General features: G+C 42.3%; 20 protein-coding genes. 1 reads left to right on the top strand and 19 read right to left on the bottom strand.

Going from position 1 to position 18,649, the window contains the following annotated elements:
• Positions 1 to 126 precede the first annotated feature (126 nt).
• The 18 genes from trmD to H9631_RS02725 all read right to left on the bottom strand — a co-directional run bounded on the left by trmD (position 127) and on the right by H9631_RS02725 (position 17,555).
• A complete protein-coding gene (trmD, locus tag H9631_RS02810; RefSeq protein ID WP_191809735.1) occupies positions 127 to 840 on the bottom strand; it encodes a tRNA (guanosine(37)-N1)-methyltransferase TrmD in 714 nt (237 codons plus the stop codon).
• Entirely contained in the window at positions 837 to 1,355 is a 519-nt protein-coding gene (gene rimM / locus H9631_RS02805) for a ribosome maturation factor RimM (protein ID WP_191809734.1), read from the bottom strand. Before rimM ends, trmD begins: the two co-directional genes overlap by 4 nt.
• Positions 1,356 to 1,358: 3 nt before the next feature.
• Positions 1,359 to 1,751, bottom strand: a complete 393-nt coding sequence (locus H9631_RS02800; RefSeq protein ID WP_191809732.1) for a YlqD family protein — start codon at positions 1,749 to 1,751, stop codon at positions 1,359 to 1,361.
• A 113-nt stretch (positions 1,752 to 1,864) separates the two neighbouring features.
• Positions 1,865 to 2,098 (bottom strand): KH domain-containing protein, encoded by a 234-nt coding sequence (locus H9631_RS02795; protein WP_120115316.1) that lies wholly within the window; start codon positions 2,096 to 2,098, stop codon positions 1,865 to 1,867.
• Positions 2,099 to 2,109: 11 nt separating this feature from the next.
• Complete coding sequence (gene rpsP / locus H9631_RS02790; RefSeq protein WP_191809730.1) at positions 2,110 to 2,382, bottom strand: 30S ribosomal protein S16; 273 nt, start codon at positions 2,380 to 2,382, stop codon at positions 2,110 to 2,112.
• Positions 2,383 to 2,524: 142 nt separating this feature from the next.
• A complete protein-coding gene (gene ffh / locus H9631_RS02785; RefSeq protein ID WP_191809728.1) occupies positions 2,525 to 3,868 on the bottom strand; it encodes a signal recognition particle protein in 1,344 nt (447 codons plus the stop codon).
• A gap of 13 nt (positions 3,869 to 3,881) precedes the next feature.
• Positions 3,882 to 4,214 carry a putative DNA-binding protein gene (locus tag H9631_RS02780; RefSeq protein WP_191809727.1) on the bottom strand — a complete coding sequence of 111 codons (333 nt, stop codon included), beginning with the start codon at positions 4,212 to 4,214 and terminating at the stop codon, positions 3,882 to 3,884.
• Between the two features lie 92 nt (positions 4,215 to 4,306).
• Entirely contained in the window at positions 4,307 to 5,296 is a 990-nt protein-coding gene (ftsY, locus tag H9631_RS02775; RefSeq protein ID WP_191809725.1) for a signal recognition particle-docking protein FtsY, read from the bottom strand.
• Between the two features lie 17 nt (positions 5,297 to 5,313).
• A complete protein-coding gene (smc, locus tag H9631_RS02770) occupies positions 5,314 to 8,880 on the bottom strand; it encodes a chromosome segregation protein SMC (protein ID WP_191809723.1) in 3,567 nt (1,188 codons plus the stop codon).
• A 29-nt stretch (positions 8,881 to 8,909) separates the two neighbouring features.
• Positions 8,910 to 9,641 (bottom strand): ribonuclease III, encoded by a 732-nt coding sequence (gene rnc, locus H9631_RS02765; RefSeq protein ID WP_191809721.1) that lies wholly within the window; start codon positions 9,639 to 9,641, stop codon positions 8,910 to 8,912.
• A gap of 78 nt (positions 9,642 to 9,719) precedes the next feature.
• Complete coding sequence (gene acpP, locus H9631_RS02760; RefSeq protein ID WP_160705254.1) at positions 9,720 to 9,953, bottom strand: acyl carrier protein; 234 nt, start codon at positions 9,951 to 9,953, stop codon at positions 9,720 to 9,722.
• 64 nt (positions 9,954 to 10,017) lie between these two features.
• Entirely contained in the window at positions 10,018 to 10,761 is a 744-nt protein-coding gene (gene fabG / locus H9631_RS02755) for a 3-oxoacyl-[acyl-carrier-protein] reductase (protein ID WP_191809719.1), read from the bottom strand.
• A gap of 1 nt (position 10,762) precedes the next feature.
• Positions 10,763 to 11,704: an ACP S-malonyltransferase gene (gene fabD / locus H9631_RS02750; protein WP_191809717.1), complete on the bottom strand. Its 942-nt coding sequence runs from the start codon at positions 11,702 to 11,704 to the stop codon at positions 10,763 to 10,765.
• Between the two features lie 14 nt (positions 11,705 to 11,718).
• Positions 11,719 to 12,708, bottom strand: coding sequence for a phosphate acyltransferase PlsX (plsX, locus tag H9631_RS02745; protein WP_191809715.1), 990 nt, complete (start codon positions 12,706 to 12,708; stop codon positions 11,719 to 11,721).
• 67 nt (positions 12,709 to 12,775) lie between these two features.
• Complete coding sequence (gene fapR / locus H9631_RS02740) at positions 12,776 to 13,339, bottom strand: transcription factor FapR (RefSeq protein WP_191809714.1); 564 nt, start codon at positions 13,337 to 13,339, stop codon at positions 12,776 to 12,778.
• Positions 13,340 to 13,436: 97 nt separating this feature from the next.
• Entirely contained in the window at positions 13,437 to 15,485 is a 2,049-nt protein-coding gene (gene recG / locus H9631_RS02735; protein WP_191809906.1) for an ATP-dependent DNA helicase RecG, read from the bottom strand.
• 32 nt (positions 15,486 to 15,517) lie between these two features.
• Positions 15,518 to 17,176, bottom strand: coding sequence for a DAK2 domain-containing protein (locus tag H9631_RS02730; protein WP_191809712.1), 1,659 nt, complete (start codon positions 17,174 to 17,176; stop codon positions 15,518 to 15,520).
• 16 nt (positions 17,177 to 17,192) lie between these two features.
• A complete protein-coding gene (locus tag H9631_RS02725) occupies positions 17,193 to 17,555 on the bottom strand; it encodes an Asp23/Gls24 family envelope stress response protein (RefSeq protein ID WP_191809710.1) in 363 nt (120 codons plus the stop codon).
• A gap of 465 nt (positions 17,556 to 18,020) precedes the next feature.
• On the opposite strand from H9631_RS02725, the gene rpmB reads away from it, so the two are divergent.
• Positions 18,021 to 18,209 carry a 50S ribosomal protein L28 gene (gene rpmB, locus H9631_RS02720; protein WP_191809904.1) on the top strand — a complete coding sequence of 63 codons (189 nt, stop codon included), beginning with the start codon at positions 18,021 to 18,023 and terminating at the stop codon, positions 18,207 to 18,209.
• Positions 18,210 to 18,472: 263 nt separating this feature from the next.
• On the opposite strand, the gene spoVM is transcribed toward rpmB, so the two are convergent.
• Complete coding sequence (gene spoVM / locus H9631_RS02715) at positions 18,473 to 18,553, bottom strand: stage V sporulation protein SpoVM (protein WP_018705181.1); 81 nt, start codon at positions 18,551 to 18,553, stop codon at positions 18,473 to 18,475.
• Between the last annotated feature and the right edge of the window lie 96 nt (positions 18,554 to 18,649).

The following is an 18,649-nucleotide window of genomic DNA, read 5'->3' as shown; positions in this document are numbered from 1 at the left end:
TTACAAAACATTTCGTTGCAGCGGAACACCGTAGTTACAGACGGACAATCTTAATTGTCACAGTCACAAAGGTAATAATACCACATCGAATGCAGATTTACAATTAATTTTTGAAGCAGTTTTCTATCATTCAGACTGTTTTTTCTCCTCTTCGGTATGAAGGTATTTTTCATAGAGATCAGGCCGGCGCTCTTTTGTCCTTTTCAAGGATTCATTCAGCCGCCATTCTTCAATTTTACTATGGTTGCCGGATAACAATATGTCCGGAACCTTCATCCCCCGAAAATCTGCTGGCCTTGTATAATGAGGATGCTCTAGCAAACCAGTGGAAAAGGAATCTTCCACAGCCGAATTTTCATTCCCCAATACTCCTGGCAGCAGCCGCACAACAGAATCAATAATCGTCATTGCTGCCAGTTCCCCGCCTGTCAAAACAAAATCTCCAATGGAAATTTCGTCCGTAACGATCTGTTCCCTTATACGTTCATCATATCCTTCATAATGCCCGCATATAAAGATTAAATGATCCTCTTTCGCCAGTTCCTCCGCTTTGCTTTGACTGAAACGCTCCCCCTGCGGACACAACAAAATGACGCGTGATTCCCCGCTTTCTTTTTTTACATGGGACACCGCATCAAAGATTGGCTGGGGTTTGAGCACCATACCTGCTCCGCCACCGTATGGATAGTCATCGACGGTTTTATGTTTATTCGTGGAAAAATCACGAAAATTTATAAGATGATAGGCAACTGAATTTTTTTCAGCAGCTTTTTTTAAAATGGAAGACCCGAATACTCCTGTAAACATCTCAGGAAAAAGAGTCAATACGTCGATCCTCATGACAATAAACCCTCCATAGGATCAATGATGATCTTTTTCTCTTCAATGGATACCTCTTTTACAACATCTGGAATATAAGGAATTAATATGTCTTTACCATTGCTGCCGTCAACAACCCATACATCATTTGCTCCTGGAGTCAAAATTTCTTTCACAGTCCCTACTTCTTCTCCCTGTTCAGTTACAACCTGACAGCCGATGATTTCATAGAAATAATATTCTCCTTCGGAAAGCTCCGTCAACTGATCCTCTTTTATTTTTAATATGGAGTTTTTCCATTTCTCCACATCATTAATATTTTCAAACCCTTCAAAACTAAGAAGATCAAAGTTTTTATGCTTTCGATGCGTTTTAACTATTAATGGAGTTGGTTCCTTATGGTTTCCGGGGAATAGATAAAGGGTGCTGCCGGGGGCATATCTTTCATCTGGGAAATCGGTGGAGGAAATGACCCGTACCTCACCACGGATGCCATGTGTATTGACGATTTTCCCAACATTAAACCAATTTTTCATGTTTCACCTCTCCCTGATCTCTGCTATGATTCCGTCTTTGACAATAATTGTTTTTCCATTGATGATATCTTCCCATTGATCTCCAACCTGAATGTCAATTAAAGCTTGGACATCCTGATCTTTCAATTCACTTCCGTACGGAAGCATACCAAGCTGTTCAATCTGAAAGTCAATTAACTTAATCTTTTCCTTGCGCAGCTCGATTTCTTTATCAAACTGTGCTTTAAGTCCAGAGGCAGAGAATTTCTTTGTTCTTTCAAGTTTTTTCATTTCAAACAACAATTGGTCACACTCTTTTTGAAGCTGTTGTTTCGATTTTGTATATTTGACAGAAAGTTCCTCTCTGCTTTTTTCAGTTAAAACCTGTTTGACGGTGACTGTTTGAATTATTTTCACAACCTCATCCTCCGCCCAGTTTTAATTAGACATACCGCAATACCCACTAGATATCAAAAAATTGTCTGATTCGACTTTTTTTCCTTATAAAAAAAGGGGGTGTTTCAGCCCCCTTATTCGTCGATCTCTAAAAAAATCCTCTTATGTTGTTTTGATCCTGCTGCAGCGTAGACGACCGTTCTAATGGCTTTAGCCACCCTGCCATGTCGTCCGATCACTTTTCCGATATCATCTTCATGAACAGACAAGTGATAAGTAATACGCTTTTCGCTTTCATCCATCCGAATTTGAACATCTTCAGGATGATCCACAATCGGCTTTACAATCGACATAATTAATTCCTGCATATTTATCACGTTTATTTGCTATTTTTAGCGTTATGATATTTCTCCATGATACCTTGCTTGGAGAACAGGTTTCTTACTGTGTCGGATGGTTTTGCACCATCTTGAAGCCATTTTAAAACACTCTCTTCGTTGATGTCAACAATCGCTGGCTGAGCGACTGGGTTGTATGTGCCCACTTCCTCAATGATTCTTCCGTCACGTGGTGAACGAGAATCTGCAACAACGATACGATAGAAAGGAGATTTCTTTGCTCCTAAACGTTTCAAACGAATTTTAACTGCCATTTTACATAGCACCTCCGAATTGTTTTACACAAATCAGTATAATATCAATCTGTGTTTTGTTTGTAAAGTGTTTTTTCTTAACACATTAAAATTTTTCATGAAAACTTGCCTATACGCCTACTTAGCAGACGTTTTTTGATGTCTACATAAACGGGAATTTAAATCCCTTCTTTTTGCCTTTTTGCTGCATTCCACTCATCTGTTTGAGCATTTTCTTCATTTCTTCAAATTGCTTTAACAGCCGGTTGACTTCTTGTATCGTCCTACCGCTTCCTCTCGCGATCCGACGGCGTCTGCCGGCATTAATAATGTCAGGATTTTCCTTTTCCTCTTTTGTCATGGACCGGATAATCGCTTCAACGTGCCCAATTTGCTTTTCATCGACCTGAATATTATCCAGGCCTTTCATTTTATTGGCACCGGGCATCATTTTGATTAACTCATCCAATGGTCCCATGTTTTTTACCTGCCCAAGCTGGTCAAGGAAGTCATCAAAAGTAAAGGAGGCTGTACGGAATTTATGTTCCATCTCCTTGGCTTTTTCTTCATCAACGGAAGCCTGTGCTTTCTCAATTAACGTCAGCACATCGCCCATCCCAAGTATCCTTGAGGCCATCCTTTCAGGATGAAACGCCTCAAGAGCATCCATCTTCTCTCCCATACCGACAAATTTGATCGGCTTTTGGGCAACTGAACGAATGGACAGAGCGGCTCCCCCGCGGGTATCTCCATCTAGTTTGGTCAAAATAACCCCTGTGATATCAAGCTGTTCATTGAAATTCTCGGCAACATTCACAGCATCCTGTCCAGTCATGGCATCCACAACAAGGAATATTTCGTCAGGCTGAGCCAATTCCTTGATGTCCCTTAATTCCTGCATCAGCTCTTCATCAATATGAAGGCGCCCCGCAGTATCAATGAGAACATAGTCATAATGCTCTTCTTTCGCCTTTTCGATGCCCTGGCGAACAATCTCTACAGGGCTGACCTTGTCTCCAAGTGAAAAGACAGGCATATTCAACTGTTTTCCGATTGTTTCAAGCTGCTTGATTGCAGCAGGACGATAAATGTCCGCCGCAATAAGAAACGGTTTGCGATTATAGCTTTTTCTCAGTAGATTGGCAAGCTTTCCTGTTGTTGTCGTTTTACCTGCCCCTTGAAGGCCTGACATCATAATAACAGTCGGCGGACGCTTCGCTACCTCGATTTTACTCTGCTCACCACCCATGAGTTCTGTGAGCTCTTCCTTAACGACTTTGATGACTTGCTGGCCTGGTGTGAGACTTTTCATCACTTCCTGGCCTACCGCTCTTTCGCTTACTTTTTTCACAAACTGTTTGACTACTTTAAAGTTGACATCCGCTTCCAGCAGTGCAAGACGCACCTCGCGCATCATCTGTTTGACGTCCGCTTCGGTGACTTTGCCTTTGCCGCGGATCTTTTGGATGGTCGTTTGCAAGCGGTCGGCCAATCCTTCAAATGCCATTTATCTCCGCCCCCTAATCCAATTCCTCTAATTCATCCAAATAACGGTTCAGTTTGTCATTGTCATCCGGATTTTCATTTACGCCTTGCTTAATCAAAGCGATCAATTTCTTTCGCTCTTCAAATTTCCAGAACAAAGAAAGCTTCTGTTCGTACTCTTCTAGCAATATTTCTGTTCTTTTAAGATTGTCGTATACTGCTTGTCGGCTGACTCCGTAGTTTTCAGCAATCTCACCTAGCGAATAATCATCACGGTAGTATAGAGACATATAGCTGCGCTGCTTCGGAGTCAACAACGATTGATAAAAATCATACAAATAGTTCATTCGCGTTGTTTTCTCAAGCATACTTTCAATCTCCACCTTGTTAAGTCAAAAACCTTTACACTTTATAAATGATATACTCTTTCTCTTGCCGCGTCAAGGTAATTTCCTTTCATTCAATCCTCAGTCTTTTCAATGGCATCTGAAAATAACCCATAAACATATTTTTCAGGGTCAAAGATCTGAAGATCATCCATTTGCTCGCCAAGACCAACAAATTTCACCGGAATGTTCATTTCATTTCTGATTGCCAGTACGATACCACCCTTCGCTGTTCCATCTAGCTTCGATAAGACGATACCGCTGACATCTGTCGCTTCTTTGAACGTTTTTGCCTGAATGAGCGCGTTTTGTCCCGTCGTTGCATCCAGCACAAGGAGAACTTCATGAGGTGCTCCTGGAATTTCGCGCTCAATCACTCTTTTTATTTTTTCAAGCTCGTTCATCAAATTGACTTTATTTTGGAGGCGACCTGCTGTATCACATAGCAGTATATCTACTTGGCGGGACTTGGCAGCCTGTACAGCATCATACATAACTGCAGCGGGGTCTGACCCCTCTGCCTGCTTGATAACATCGACTCCTACACGATCCCCCCAAACCTCAAGCTGATCGATGGCCCCAGCCCGGAAAGTATCACCTGCTGCAAGTAGGACAGTTTTCCCTTCCTTTTTAAATTGATGAGCCAGCTTGCCAATGGTCGTGGTTTTTCCAACTCCATTCACCCCAACAAACAGAATGACGGTAAGCTCATTTTCCTGAATATTAAGGGTGCTTAGATTCTCTTCCCCAGACTCGTAAATCTCTATCAGTTTCTCAGATATAACAGATTGTACATCCGCCGGGTCTTTTATATTTCTTTTCTTCACTTCTGTTTTCAGTTCTTCTATTAGCTCCATGACGGTTTCAAACCCGACATCCGCCTGAATCAAGATTTCTTCCAGTTCTTCAAAGAAATCTTCATCGACTGTACGATAACGGGCAACTAGGTCATTAATTTTGTTGGAAAAATTATCACGGGTCTTTACTAGTCCTTCTTTAAATTTTTCCGAGATGGAGTCACCGGAAGCCGTGAATTTTTCTTTCAGCCTCTTAAAAAAACTCATTTACCTCACCTCAATTGTTATATTTGTGCCATCATCCGCTCTTCTTCCAATTTGACCGATACAAGCTTAGACACTCCCGATTCTTGCATCGTGATCCCATATAAGACATCGGCACCCGCCATTGTTCCCTGCCTGTGAGTGATTACGATGAACTGGGTATGTTCACTAAATTTCTTTAAATACTCACTAAAACGATTGACATTCGCCTCATCAAGGGCCGCTTCCACCTCATCCAATACGCAAAAAGGTACAGGGCGTACTTTTAAGATCGAAAATAACAATGCAATCGCGGTAAAAGATCTTTCTCCACCAGACAGCAAGCTTAGATTTTGTAGTTTCTTACCTGGGGGTTGTGCAATGATGTCAACACCTGTTTGAAGCAAATCATCAGGTTCTGTCAATTTCAATTCTGCTCTTCCCCCGCCAAACAACGAGGAAAATACCCCTTGAAATGCTTCTTGTATGGACTGAAAGGTGCTGCCGAATCTCTTTTTCATTTCATCGTCCATTTCATCCATGATTTGGTAAAGGGTTTCTTTCGCTTGCGTGAGGTCCGTCTGCTGTTCCAATAAAAATTGGCTGCGACTATTTACCCTTTCATATTCCTCGATTGCCCCTATGTTCACTGTGCCAATCTCCGATATTTGCCTTTTTAGGGCATCCCGCCTTTGTTCCGCTTCCGGTGTCTCAAGCGATAAACTAAATACCTTTTGGGCACGCTCAAATGAGATGGTGAATTCATCTCTCAACGTCTTTATGAGATTCTCCATCTCAAGTTCAAGGCGGTTAACCTTCAATTCTTCGTTTTTTAATTTATCCGCAGATCTTTTTTGCTGTCTCGTTAGTTCTTTTAACTCAACTTCCTTATCAGTGACAGATTCCTGAAGCCGCGCTCTTTCGTTTCTGCTAATTGAAATATTTTGCAGAGTCTCTTCTCTCATTGTCTGAGTTTTCTCTGTTTCTTTCTGGAGCTCAGCCACTTGGCCTAATATATTCTCATTTTCATCCTCAAGATCCTTCAATTCTTTTTCAGCAGATTCTGCCTGAAGGCCGGTTTGTTCAATGGAAGCATCGATCCGTTTCAGATTGGATTTAGCTGCAACTAACTGCTCCTCCAACTGTGCAGTTTGTATGCTCAATTGATTGATTGCAGTCAAAATCTGGTCTTTTGAGCTTTGTTGTGAGCTTTTCTCTTCTGTAAGGTCCTTGATTTTTTCTTCCAATAAAAGAATAGACTGTCCCTTATTCTTGATCGCTGCAGCCATTTTCTCTTTTCGAAGTTGTAATGCCTCACCTTCAGTAGCGAGCTCTTTCGTTTCCATGTCGCTGAGAGAAAGAAACTCCTGGGTGTTTTTCAATGCAATATCCAATCGTGCAACCTCTGACTGAAGCTCATAAAGCATACTTTCCAGTTTTTTCTTTTCCGCCTGACCATGGGAAACCTGACTTTCGAAATCAGTCATTTTTTGTTTGATGGTATTTACAGTGATTTCAGTGGAGGATATGTCCCGTTCCAAAACAGCCAGTTCTTTTTTGATGTGTTCAAGCTGATTCTTTCTTCCGAGCAAAGAGCTCCTTTTCTGTTTGGAGGCTCCTCCTGTCATGGATCCTCCCGGGTTAATGATTTCTCCAGCCAAAGTAACAATACGGAGCCGATATTCAACCAGCTTAGCCAACTCACCGGCCCCTTTTAAATCTTTTGCTACAATTACATTTCCAAGCAAATACCTGATGACAGGTTCATACTTCTTTTCGCACCCTACAAGGTCCGCGGCCACCCCTAGAAATGAGCTATGCCGCTGAAGCCCAGTCTTCTGGCTTGTGCTAAGATATTTCGGTTTTATGACGTTTAATGGAAGAAATGTAGCTCGTCCCAACCGATTTTTTTTCAAATAATTGATGGCTTCGCGGCCGTCGGCTTCAGTTTGGACAACCACATGCTGAACGGCACCGCCGAGGGCTGTTTCAATCCCTGTTTCAAGGTCTTTTGGCACATTGATAAGATCGGCTGCACTTCCTTCGATGCCTTGTAAAAGTGCTCCTTTAGCTTTCAACACTTCACGTACACCTTGCATGTAGCCAGTAAAATCTTCCTCCATCGTCTCAAGACTTTCTTTTCTCGCTTTCATTTGCTGGTTGTTACGGTACAATTGAAAGAGCCTTGATTGCTGATACTCCCTTTGTTCTTTGAGTGAGTCCATTTCCTTTAGAATGTGCTGTTGCTCATTTTCAAATGAACTAATTTGGTCTTTAAGCTCCCGCAGCTTCTTCTGCTTGCCTTCTATCTTTTTTTCTACGGAAATTTTTTCTTTCTCATATTTTGCTTTATCTGTTGCAAGTCTTTGCAGCCTGATATTCTGCTGATCTAACTGCTTTTCAATATACTGAAGCTCATTTTTATCTGAGACGTGCTCATTCATGAAATCAACATAGTCACTTTTTAACGATTCAATTGTTTGATCAAGTGTGCCATCCAATAGAGTCAATTCTCGTTTTTTACCCGACAATTGTTTGTTCAGTTCGTCAGCTTCAGCCTGTTTATGTGAAATGATTTGTTCTGTTTTATTTTTTTCTAGCAACAATTCGTTGTTTTTTTCATGCTCACTCTTGATCTTGTCTTTCAGCACTTCCATATTACGAATTGCATTCCTGCTTTTTTCCTGAAGCACCTGGCGTCTTCCTTCCAGTTTCTCTAAATGCTCAGAAACCGAAAGTAACTCCTCCTGAAGACGATTCACTTTTTCGTCCAATTCATTTTGGCTTTTTCTTTCATCGTCCGTAGCCATTTCAAGCTTGCGTATTTCATTGGACAGCATAATTTCTGAATCCGTTTGAGTTTCAAGCTCACCTTTAACTTTTTCCCACTTGGCATACAGACTCTCAATTTCTCGAACAATAAGAGATCCCTCAATTTGCTTTAGTTCTTTCTGCTTCGCGAGAAATTGCTCAGCTGTTTCCGCCTGTTCTTTCAAAATAACAAGCTGGCCATCCAATTCATGAAGGATATCTTGGACACGATTGAGATTTTCTTCCGTTTCAGCAAGCTTTTCTTCAGTCTTTTTCTTGCGTCGTTTATACTTAAGCACGCCGGCTGCCTCTTCAAAAATCGTCCGGCGTTCCTCGGGTTTGCTGTTTAAAATTTGATCTACTTTCCCCTGGCTGATAATGGAAAAAGCTTCCCTGCCCAAACCCGAGTCTGTAAACAGATCTACAATATCTCTCAACCTGCAAGGATTGTCGTTTATGAAAAACTCACTTTCCCCTGTTCGAAATACCCGCCTTTTTACACTGACCTCGTTATAATCAATGGGCAGCTTTCCTTCCTGGTTATCAAGAATAATCACTACTTCAGCATAATTTAGGGCCTTTCTTGTATCACTGCCAGCAAAAATGACGTCTTCCATCGTTCCACCGCGCAGCGATTTGGCAGATTGCTCTCCAAGAACCCAACGAAGGGCATCCGTTACATTGCTTTTTCCACTGCCATTTGGCCCGACAACCGCAGTCACACCAGGGACAAATTCAAGTTCTGTCTTTTCTGCAAATGACTTGAAACCGTAAAGGTTCAACTGTTTGAGGAACAATATTTTTCCTCCTTTTCATTTACCAAGTATCACTGTGCATTCAATTTTCCAAGAGCCATCTGTGCAGCATGCTGCTCAGCCTCTTTCTTGGAACGGCCTTTTCCCTCACCTAGCACTTCTCCGTTTAAAACGACCTGTGACTCAAACAACCGATTATGTGCCGGTCCGTGTTCCTTTAAAATTTGGTACTCAAGTGTGCCGGAACCATCCCTTTGGACAACTTCCTGCAGTTGGCTTTTAAAATCCATCACATGAGAAAAAGCACCTATCTCTACTTTAGGAAAAACAACCTCATCCAAAAATGACTTGGTTTTCTCCAATCCCTGATCAAGGTATAAAGCACCAATGAATGCTTCGAAGGCGTCCGCAAGCAATGCGGGCCTTTTCCTTCCTCCCGTCATCTCCTCCCCTTTTCCGAGCAGGACAGCCTCACCAAACTCCAATTCGTTGGCAAAAGTGACAAGAGATGGCTCACAAACAATGGCCGCTCTTAATTTCGTCAATTCTCCTTCGCTCATCATGGGATATTTTTCATATAAAAATTGGGAAACTGTCAATTCCAAAACAGCATCACCCAGAAATTCAAGGCGTTCATTGTCTTCATACGGCTTTTTACGATGCTCATTCACATAGGATGAATGTGTAAAAGCTTTCTTCAAAAGTTTTTCATCTGAGAAATGAATGCCTGTACGTTCCTGCAGCTTTTTAAACAGGTAGGCCTCTCTTTCCGCCGCTTTTGCATCTTTTCTTAATTTTCTCATTGTCTATCCACCTTATAAGGTAAAGTTAAAGTAGAAAAAGCCCCGCTGGCAATCAACGGGACATTTAGTTTCCAACGACTAGCTATTGCTTTTTATGTAATTAACCGCGTCGCCGACTGTAGCAATTTTCTCAGCATCTTCATCGGAAATTTCCATATCAAACTCATCTTCCAATTCCATGACAAGTTCAACAACGTCAAGCGAGTCAGCTCCAAGATCATCTTTGAAAGAAGATTCCAATTCAACTTTTGATTCTTCTACTCCAAGACGGTCAATGATAATTTTAGTCACTCTTTCTTGAATATCTGCCATCCGATTCACCTCCCCTCAAGACATTATAATCGAAACACGTTAAAAATAAAATATTCTTCATTCATTACATGACCATTCCGCCATCAACATGTATGGTCTGGCCGGTAATATAATTGGCATCCTCTGACGCCAGGAATAATACTGTATTGGCAATATCAGAGGCCTGTCCAAACTGTGCTAGAGGAATTTGCTGCAGCATGGCATCCTTTTGCTCGTCTGTTAATTGGTCGGTCATGTCTGTCGAAATAAATCCAGGTGCGATAGCATTGACTGTGATGCCACGGGAAGCAAGCTCTCTAGCTGTTGATTTCGTTAAGCCGATTACTCCTGCTTTTGCCGCCACATAATTTGCCTGTCCAGGGTTTCCGATAACACCAACAATAGATGCAACATTAATAATCCTGCCGCTTCTTTGCTTCATCATCTGCCTAGTGACAGCTTTCGTGCAAAGGAAGACTCCTTTCAAGTTTGTGTCAATCACATCATCCCATTCATCCTCTTTCATTCTCATCAGAAGATTATCCCTGGTGATGCCAGCATTGTTCACAAGAATATCTAGCCTTCCGAACTTTGCTACTGTATCCTTGATCATCGTTTGTACTGCCTCACTGTCTGACACATTGCACTGATAAGTAATAGCTTCTCTTCCGAGAGCTCTTATTTGTTCTGCCACTTCATTGGCTTTATCGGTACTGCCCGCGTAATTTATAACTACATCAGCTCCCGCTTCCGCCAGCTTAACAGCTGTTGCTCTGCCGATTCCTCTTGAGGCTCCTGTTACAAGTGCTACCTTTCCTTCCAGTTTCATACTATTCCCCCCTTAATAATTTTATAGCTTCTTGACAGCTCTCTGGATCTTGGACTGAAATCGTCCTAACCTTTCGATCTACTTTTCGTACTAAGCCGGACAATACTTTCCCAGGACCAATTTCAACAAACGTATCTACGCCTAAATCAATAAGCTTTTGCACAGAATCTTCCCACAATACTGGGGAATATAGCTGCTCAATCAGTTTTTCCTGGAAAGCTTCCTTTGTTGTTTCAGGTGCAGCTGTCACATTAACGACGACAGGAACAGCTGCATCTTGGATAGAAATTTCATTTAAGATATTGCCGAATTTTTCCGCTGCAGGCTTCATAAGACTTGAGTGAAATGGCCCACTAACTTGCAAAGGCAGAACGCGTTTAGCACCCTGTTCTTTTGCTTTTTCGCCGGCTTTTTGGACTCCTTCCACTGTTCCTGAAATAACAATTTGTCCAGGGCAGTTCAAATTGGCCAGTTGAACAGCGTCCCCTTCTTCGGAAACACTTTCGCAAACCTCATGAAGAATGCTTCGATCAAGGCCTAAAACAGCCGCCATTGTGCCTTTTCCGTCCGGAACGGCTTCCTCCATATATTCACCGCGTTTATGTACAGCATAAACAGCATCCGCAAAATCGATTGCTCCACTCGCGACAAGCGCGGTATATTCACCAAGACTATGACCCGCTGTATAATCAGGAGTGATGCCTGCTTCGCTCAGGCTTTGCAAAAGAGCAATACTTGTTGTCAAAAGAGCAGGCTGTGTATTAGCTGTTAATGTCAACTTCTCCTGAGGACCCTCAAAAATAATGGAAGAGAGTGAATATCCCAGACGTTCATCCGCCTGATCAAAAAACTGTTTGGCCTTTTCATTTGAATCAGCCGCTTCTTTCCCCATGCCAACGGCTTGTGAGCCTTGGCCTGGAAAGATAAATGCTATTTTCCCCAATATCCTCTACCCCTTTATTCCTTTTGTTTGGCAACTGCGGTTTTTATTGTGCCAGCCACATCATTCACCACGATTTCCCTCGTTTGGCGAATGGCATGATAAACCGCGTTTGCATTGGAGGATCCATGAGCTTTAACAACTGGAGCCTTCAGTCCGAACAGTGCAGCCCCTCCATACTCCGAATAATCCATTTTATTTTTCAGCTCAAGCAAATCAGATTTAATCAATCCGGCAGCAAGCTTGTTTTTAAGACCGCTCATAAATGTTGATTTTAACATTGAAAAGAGGGAAGCAGCGGTCCCTTCGATAGCTTTAAGGACAACATTTCCGGTAAAGCCGTCTGTAACAACAACATCTGCGTGTCCTTCAAGCAATTCCCGCGCCTCAATGTTCCCCACAAAATTAACTTCAGAACCCTCTAGAAGTTCAAATGCTTTTTTTGTTAATTCATTACCTTTATTTGCCTCAGATCCGATATTTAACAATGCGACCCTTGGTTTTTCAATATTCCTCACCTTTTCAGCATATATCTGCCCCATGAAAGCATATTGAAGCAGATGCTCAGGCTTCGCATCCGCATTTGCTCCTAAATCAAGCATCAAAAATCCTTTTCCATCAAGAGTTGGAAGAGTAGGAGCCAATGCAGGCCGTTCGATTCCTTTAATTCTGCCAACAATAAATAAACCCGCGGTCATCAGAGCACCTGTGTTTCCTGCAGATATGCAAGCATCAGCTTCACCGTCAGCTACAGCCTGAGCCATTTTCACCATAGACGCTTCCTTTTTCCGGCGCACAGCTCTGACCGGCTCATCCGTCGCGCTTATTACTTCAGTCGTATGGACAATCGTTACCTTGTCATTTGACTGAAGATGTTGCTTTATTTGTTCCTCATCACCATATAAGATAAATTCAATATTAGAAAATTCCTGGACTGCCTTGTTAACGCCGAGAATAATCTCTTTTGGCGCGTGATCGCCGCCCATGGCATCAATTGCTATTTTCATCACTATCTCCCTTTTTCTCAAAACTAAGGCAGAGATTATTTTTTTATTACAAGATGCTGGGCCGTTCTTATTCACTAGAACGATACATTTCAAATTCGCCCCTGAATACCAGTTCCCCGCCTACAAAGCTCTCAACATCCACGATTGTACGTTTATCGTTTTTTTTAAAAGGGCCGACCTTGGCTTTCGCTACTACCCTTTCCCCCACTTTTACGGATCGGTTGAAATGGATTTTTGCTCTAACGGTTAAAGCAAGCTCATCATTAATCACCGCGACTGCAAGTGAGTTAGCTTGGGCGAATAAATGATGGCCACGAGCAATGGAATTGCGGGTAAAAACATGTTCCTCCCGGACGTCAAATATGGAAATCGCATTTTGATCCAGGTTGAGGTCTATTACTTCTCCGATCACTTCGCTCATCGGAAGTGATTTCACCTCATTCTCCACATGTTTTTCTGCCACAGTTTTTATTCTTTCCCTCAATTCGGGTATTGCCAACTCCATACGATCCAGCCTGATTGTCTGCACGCTTACTCCAAATTTTTCAGCGAGCTCTTCATCCGTTACAAAAGGGTTGGCCTCTATCGTCTCTATGAGCAATCTCTGTCTTTCCTTTTTTGAAGGCTTCATTTGATTCACATCATTTCCCGATATTAAGACTTGGTACTAATAGTAGTATATAAAATGCACTGCCAGCTTGCAACTATTAATCGACAGCTATACTAACTTAATCAAGTTTTTCTTCAGACAGAACTCCAGACTCTTCCAAATGATTTCTTAACGAAGAAAATTGCTCTTCCTTCCAAAAAGACTCGGATTTGATTAGCTCCATCGCATCATTTCTTGCGATTTCTAAAACTCGGTAATCATGAACCATATCAGCTACTTTAAATTCTGGAAGACCGCTTTGTTTTTTTCCGAAAAAATCACCCGGTCCCCTCAATTCTAGATCACGCTCACTTAACACAAACCCATCATTTGTTTCGGTCATGATTTGCATTCTTTCTTTCCCAATTTCCGTTTTGGGGTCCGCAAGCAAAATACAATAAGATTGGCTGCTACCCCTTCCAACCCGGCCACGCAATTGATGAAGCTGAGCCAATCCAAATCTTTCCGCATCATAAATCATCATAAACGTCGCGTTTGGCACATTCACTCCAACTTCCACCACAGTTGTAGATACCAACAGTTGAATCTCATTTTTGCTGAATGCTTTCATGACATCATCTTTTTCGGCTGTTGGCAGACGACCATGCATCAGGCCTGTCTTAAAACGGCCTTTGAAATGGTTGGATAGCATATCATATACATCGATCGCATTTTGGACATCTAGCTTGTCGCTCTCTTCAATTAAAGGACAGATGACATAGGCCTGCCTGCCTTCGCGAAGTTCTTTCTCCATGAAATCTAATACCCTGTCCAGCATATCATGCTTAGCCCAATATGTTTCAATCGGCTTTCTTCCTTTTGGAAGCTCGTCAATGATCGAAACATCCATTTCCCCGAACACTGTAATGGCTAATGTCCGAGGGATAGGTGTGGCTGTCATGAACAAGACATCCGGGCTTTCACCCTTCTCCTTGAAGACTCTGCGCTGTTCCACACCAAAGCGGTGCTGCTCATCCGTAATAACAAGGCCAAGATGATGGAAATCTACATCCTCCTGGATCAGGGAATGGGTACCGATCATGATATCTATTTCACCGTCACGAAGACGATTTAATATGTCTTCTCTCTTTTTTCCCTTTACAGAGCTAGTCAAAAGTTCGATCGATAAATCTGTATGGGAAAAAATATTTTGAAGCGATTCAACATGCTGTTCTGCCAGTATCTCAGTCGGCACCATGAGAGCCCCTTGATAACCAGCAGTTACACTCGCAAACAGCGCCACAGCGGCAACAACTGTTTTTCCTGAACCGACATCTCCCTGGAGTAGCCGGTTCATTTTATAAGGGGATTTCAGATCAAAACAAATCTCATTCACTGCTTTTTTCTGAGCATTCGTAAGGGAGAAAGGAAGGGAAGACAGGAAGGCTTTTAGTTTGTGAAGGTCGTAGTTTTGACCGACACCCCGAGTACCTTCCCTCCTCTTCCTGCGAAGAGCTTGCATTTTAAGTTGAAATAAAAGAAATTCTTCGTATACAAAGCGTCTGCGCCCCTGTTTCATTTCAGTTCCCGATTCCGGGAAATGCATAAACTTCAATGCATCAGCAATCCCAGCAAGCTTGTATTTTTCCAAAAAAGATGTAGGAAGGGACTCTTCAATATACCCGTCGAAAGCTTCAAATCCCTCTTTAATAAAGCGGCGCAATGACTTCACCGTTAATTGGCCTTTAACAGCATATACCGGCTGAAAATCCTGAACTCCTTCATGTGGCCCGAGTACAACCTCATTACAAGTGATCGTTTGCCGATGTTTATCCCACTTTCCGGTAACAGTGATCGTGCTTTGCAGTTGCAGCTTTCCTTTCAAGTAACCGCGATTAAACATGACGGCTTTCACTAAATATCTTCCAACAAGCAGACGTACAGTCAGCCGATTACGTTTCCTTCCATAATAGACAAGGGAAGGTTCACTATGAACCTTCCCTTCAATCGTAATGCGCTCATCATGTTCTACCTCGGACAGATCACGCAGCCTCATGTCATCATATCGATAAGGAAGATAGTACAGTAAATCGCGGATTGTATGAATACCCAGGTCTGCCAGTTGAGCGGAGGTCTCATCGCCTATTCCCTTTAAAACTGTCACATCTTGATCCAATGGATTATTCATGATCTGCAAAACTGTCCTCCTTACTCAGTAATTTATTCAACAGAAAAAATGTAGGTGTATACCGGCTGTCCCCCATCATGAACCTCTACTTCAACATCTTGAAAATTTTGATGGACAAACTCGACAAGCTGATCCAATTCAGACTTGTCCGCATCTTTGCCGTAAAGAATCGACAAAATTTCCGAGTCTTCATCAATCATTTCGTTCAGCAGATTTTTAGCGGTGTTCAATAACTGAGGTCCAGACGTTACGATTTTGCCATCTGCTATTCCCATATAATCGTCTTTAGTGATTTTCACCCCATCAATAGCGGTATCTCTCACAGCATAGGTAACCTGCCCCGTTTTTACATACTCCATCGCTTCTGTCATACCGTGTTGGTTATTTTCTAATGAAGCGGTCGGATTAAAGGCAAGAATCGCTGCCATTCCCTGAGGCAGTGTCTTTGATGGAACAACGACGACATTTTCTTCCGCAATTTCCGCAGCCTGTTCGGCAGCCATAATGATATTTTTATTATTCGGCAGGATCAAAACATTTTTTGCATTTACTGTTTTTATAGCTTCTACGATATCTTCAGTGCTTGGATTCATCGTTTGACCACCTTCAATAACAGCAGAAGCCCCGATGCTTTTAAGCAGTTTTTTGATGCCTTCTCCCATTGAAACAGTAATAATGGCATACTCTTGTTTTTCCTTTGCGGGAGCTTGTCCCACCGGATTTTCATTCGTGAGAGCGCTATGTTGCTCCCTCATGTTTTCAATTTTCATATGGATCAAAGGGCCGTATTGCTGTCCGTACGATAACACCTCGCCAGGACGTTCCGAATGAATATGGACTTTCGCCACATCATCATCTGAAATCACAAGAAGCGAATCACCGAACTGGCTTAGATCCGAGCGGAATTCATCTTCGTCATAAGAACGTTTGCCGGCTTCTAACCGCACCATGAACTCGGTGCAATATCCGAACTCAATATCTTCTGTATTCATAAACCCATGGACATTTTGATGATGTTGTGCACTGACTAGCTCATCCATTGATGGGACGGCCAGCCCTAGTCCAGGAAGCTCCTTCCCAGTAAGAGATGATAAAAAGCCTTCATAAACGAATACAAGTCCTTGACCGCCGCTGTCTACGACTCCAACTTCTTTCAGCACTGGCAGAAGATCCTGCGTTCGTTCAAGTGACTTTTTTGCCTCTTCTAATGTTCTTTCCATGATTTCTATAAGATCATCCGTTTTTCCGGCCGCATGAACGGCTGCATTCGCAGCATCCTTAGCCACTGTTAATATGGTACCTTCGACAGGTTTCATGACCGCTTTGTAAGCTGTTTCCATGCCAGCTTTCAATGCATGGGCAAATTCCACCCCTGTAATAGTTGACTTATGCTCTATATCTTTAGAAAATCCCCTGAAAAGCTGGGATAGAATGACACCCGAATTCCCTCGGGCACCCATCAGCAAACCTTTGGCAAAGGCTGCACCAACCTTTCCGATATGGTCCTGCTTATTCGCCTGGGCCTCTTTTGAACCAGAAGTGATGGATAGCTTCATATTTGTACCCGTATCACCGTCCGGTACGGGAAAAACATTTAGAGCATCAACGATTTCAGCATTTGCTGACAAATGATTCGCCCCGCTTAAAATCATTTCGGCAAAGCGGTTCCCATCCAAAGATGTTATCGACACAAACTTTTCCTCCTCATTACGGATTCGTCACACGAACCCCCTGAACATAAATATTGACTGTATCGGCAGACATTCCGATTGTTTTTTGCAAAGTATATTTGACTTTTGATTGTACATTGAAGGCGACTTCAGAAATTTTCGTTCCGTAGCTCACAATAATGTACATATCAATATGCAGTTCGTCTTCTTCCTGACGAATAACAACTCCTCTGGAGAAGTTTTCTTTTCTAAGAATTTCGGTCAAGCCGTCACGAATCTGGTTCTTAGAAGCCATCCCGACAATTCCGTAACAATCGATGGCAGCTCCGCCGGCAATCGTAGCAATCACTTCATTGGAAATATCAATTTGGCCAAATTTTGTTTTCATTTCAATGGACACAAAATATCCCCCCTATTTTAATGATCCACGTACTTTTTTTGTTCCTTTTAGTACGTGTTCAACGAGCAAAGCTTCAAGCAACTGACTTTCAGCGGTTATATTGACATCAAGTTGCTCCACTGAAAGTGGGCGTTTTAAGGGAAGCTCCTCCCTATAGCTGCATGAATAACACAGAAATAAGCCAACAAAAAGATGGCTGTTTATCATTTGGTGACTTTAGAATATCCACTTTTTATGCTAGAGCTATGATTATATTACTATAACGGGTTCCATTTTAAAAGCGGAAACATAAAGGCAATTTTCAAGCCAATAGCGGCTGTCAAGGAAAGAGACATGACAGGGTTGAATGATTTGTTGCATTGCGAACCTTTCTATGATAAATTATTAAAGTATCTTTTCATAAAAAAGGATGAAATAATCATTCGATTATTTATGGTAATGCCAGTGACAGGAGGGGAATCATCAATGTCTAAAAAATGTGTGATTACAGGACGTAAAACAGCCACAGGCAACAAACGTTCACACGCAATGAACGCCAATAGACGCACTTGGGGTGCAAACCTTCAAAAAGTTCGCATTTTGGTCGATGGAAAGCCAAAGCGTGTATGGGTTTCAGCTCGCGCTCTTAAATCAGGTAAAGTCGAAAGAGTATAATACAAAAGCGAAAGCCGTTTAGTCTGGGTGACAAGCACCTGACGCTGAAAAAAAAGAAACCTAAGTTTGAAACACAAAAGAGGCACCTTCAGAGGGTGCCTCTTTTTTGCAAGAAAAAATATAGCATTCAGCCTGACTTGCGCCGCGTTCTGAGCCTGCCGACGCCAAAGAACGCGCCGACATTATGCGGCCAGCGCTTGTCACCCCTAAACTCTTCCACATTTCAGCTTAGTCCGTACGTCGATGAGGTTTACGCTTTTAAATTAATCTTTCTTAAACGTTCCCAGCATCGCCCTCACAATTCCCCCTAAAAACCTCGGAAGCTTGATTGTATAGAACTTCATACAGGTTCCCTCCTCATAACTATCAAGAAACTGACATTTTCTCACTCATATCATATTCATGATCTATACATAAGTACACATGCCCGATTCATTCAA

This window comes from Bacillus norwichensis, assembly GCF_014836955.1.
Classification (GTDB): Bacteria; Bacillota; Bacilli; order Bacillales; family Bacillaceae_C; genus Siminovitchia; species Siminovitchia norwichensis.
This window is presented reverse-complemented; position numbering and strand designations above follow the sequence as displayed.

Bases quoted from the DNA above. Each gene is read 5' to 3' on its own strand.
- trmD (WP_191809735.1), bottom strand. From the start codon at position 840: ATGAGGATCGACGTATTGACTCTTTTTCCTGAGATGTTTACAGGAGTA.
- rimM (WP_191809734.1), bottom strand. From the start codon at position 1,355: ATGAAAAATTGGTTTAATGTTGGGAAAATCGTCAATACACATGGCATC.
- H9631_RS02795 (WP_120115316.1), bottom strand. From the start codon at position 2,098: ATGCAGGAATTAATTATGTCGATTGTAAAGCCGATTGTGGATCATCCT.
- rpsP (WP_191809730.1), bottom strand. From the start codon at position 2,382: ATGGCAGTTAAAATTCGTTTGAAACGTTTAGGAGCAAAGAAATCTCCT.
- ffh (WP_191809728.1), bottom strand. From the start codon at position 3,868: ATGGCATTTGAAGGATTGGCCGACCGCTTGCAAACGACCATCCAAAAG.
- H9631_RS02780 (WP_191809727.1), bottom strand. From the start codon at position 4,214: ATGCTTGAGAAAACAACGCGAATGAACTATTTGTATGATTTTTATCAA.
- ftsY (WP_191809725.1), bottom strand. From the start codon at position 5,296: ATGAGTTTTTTTAAGAGGCTGAAAGAAAAATTCACGGCTTCCGGTGAC.
- rnc (WP_191809721.1), bottom strand. From the start codon at position 9,641: ATGAGAAAATTAAGAAAAGATGCAAAAGCGGCGGAAAGAGAGGCCTAC.
- acpP (WP_160705254.1), bottom strand. From the start codon at position 9,953: ATGGCAGATATTCAAGAAAGAGTGACTAAAATTATCATTGACCGTCTT.
- fabG (WP_191809719.1), bottom strand. From the start codon at position 10,761: ATGAAACTGGAAGGAAAGGTAGCACTTGTAACAGGAGCCTCAAGAGGA.
- plsX (WP_191809715.1), bottom strand. From the start codon at position 12,708: ATGAAAATAGCAATTGATGCCATGGGCGGCGATCACGCGCCAAAAGAG.
- fapR (WP_191809714.1), bottom strand. From the start codon at position 13,339: ATGAAGCCTTCAAAAAAGGAAAGACAGAGATTGCTCATAGAGACGATA.
- recG (WP_191809906.1), bottom strand. From the start codon at position 15,485: ATGAATAATCCATTGGATCAAGATGTGACAGTTTTAAAGGGAATAGGC.
- rpmB (WP_191809904.1), top strand. From the start codon at position 18,021: ATGTCTAAAAAATGTGTGATTACAGGACGTAAAACAGCCACAGGCAAC.
- spoVM (WP_018705181.1), bottom strand. From the start codon at position 18,553: ATGAAGTTCTATACAATCAAGCTTCCGAGGTTTTTAGGGGGAATTGTG.